1 protein-coding gene is annotated in these 1,265 nt (G+C 64.0%); it reads right to left on the minus strand.

The genetic code is table 11. The features are described 5' to 3' along the window. Positions 1 to 40: 40 nt before the first annotated feature. Entirely contained in the window at positions 41 to 1,246 is a 1,206-nt protein-coding gene (locus ACIPWY_RS40255; protein ID WP_393706215.1) for a cytochrome P450, read from the minus strand. Positions 1,247 to 1,265 lie beyond the last annotated feature (19 nt).

Genomic DNA, 1,265 nt, shown 5'->3' on the forward strand with positions numbered 1-1,265 from the left:
GGGGTGTTGCGGTTAGGCGGTTACCTGGTGATGGAGGTGGTTACCAGGTGACGGGTAGTGCGAGTGGGTAGCGCCAGATTGATGTGGTGTTCCAGCGGACTTCTTCGGCGGGCTTGGCGAGTTTGAGGTCGGGGAAGCGTTTTAGGAGGGTTCCGAGTGCGGTGAGGAGTTCTGTGGTGGCCAGGGGGGCGCCGAGGCAGTGGTGTCCTCCCCAGCCGAAGGTCATGTGGGAGGGGCCGGAGCGGTGCAGGTCCAGTTCGTCGGGGCGGTCGAATTTGCGGGCGTCGCGGTTGGCTGTGAGGTAGGAGACGTGGACGATGTCTCCGGCTTTGATGGTTACGCCGCTGAGTTCTACGTCTTGCATGGCGACGCGGGGGATGCCGACGCCCTTGCGGAAGGGGATGTAGCGCAGGAGTTCTTCGAGGGCTTGGGGGAGCATGTCGGGGTGCTCGCGCAGCATGGCGAGTTCTTTGGGGCGGGTGAGGAGGGTGTAGGCGATGTTTCCGATCTGGTAGGTGGTGGTGTCCTGTCCGGTGATGAGCAGGACCATGGCCATGACGGCCAGTTCCTCGTCGTTGAGGATTTCGTCTCCGTCGCGGGCTGTGGCGAGTGCGCTGATGAGGTCGTCGCCCGGGTTTTGGCGGCGGTGTCCGGTCAGGGTGTGGAAGTAGGCGCGCAGTTCGGCTTTGGCTCGTACGGCGTTGTCGCGGTTGCCCATGCCGGTGTCCATCATGGTCCGTGCGTGGGTGCGTAGTTGGGCGCGGTCGGCTTCGGGGATGTCGAGTACTTCGCAGATGGTGGCCAGGGGCAGGGGGTCGGCCAGGTGTTCGGTGAGGTCTGCGGGTGAGCCGAGTTCTTCCATGCGGTCGAGTAGTTCGTTGACGACGTGCTGGGTGCGGACCTGCATGCGTTCCATGTGGCGGGGTGCGAAGCCTTTGGAGATGAGGCTGCGCAGGCGGTTGCTGGCTGGTGGGTCCATCACGTTGATTGCTTCGTCCTGAACGATGGGTTCAGGGGTCATGCGGGGAAAGTTCCGGCCGATGATGGCGTGGCGGCTGAAGCGCCGGTCGGTGGTCACGGTGCGTACGTCGTCGTAGCCGGTGACGAGCCAGGCTTCTCCGTCTCCGTGAGGCAGTCGGATGCGGGAGACGGGCTCTTGGGTCATCAAGTGTTTGAGTACTGGGTCGAACTCGAGGGCCTCGGCAAAGTCGAACGGGCAGTTTCGCGGGGTGGCGACTGGTTCCATGCGTGGCTCCCGATCGGGG

The sequence above is a fragment of the Streptomyces sp. NPDC090032 genome, assembly GCF_044748025.1.
Lineage (GTDB): Bacteria > Actinomycetota > Actinomycetes > Streptomycetales > Streptomycetaceae > Streptomyces.

Excerpts from the sequence above, each read along its gene's own strand:
- ACIPWY_RS40255 (WP_393706215.1), bottom strand. The coding sequence starts at position 1,246 with ATGGAACCAGTCGCCACCCCGCGAAACTGCCCGTTCGACTTTGCCGAG.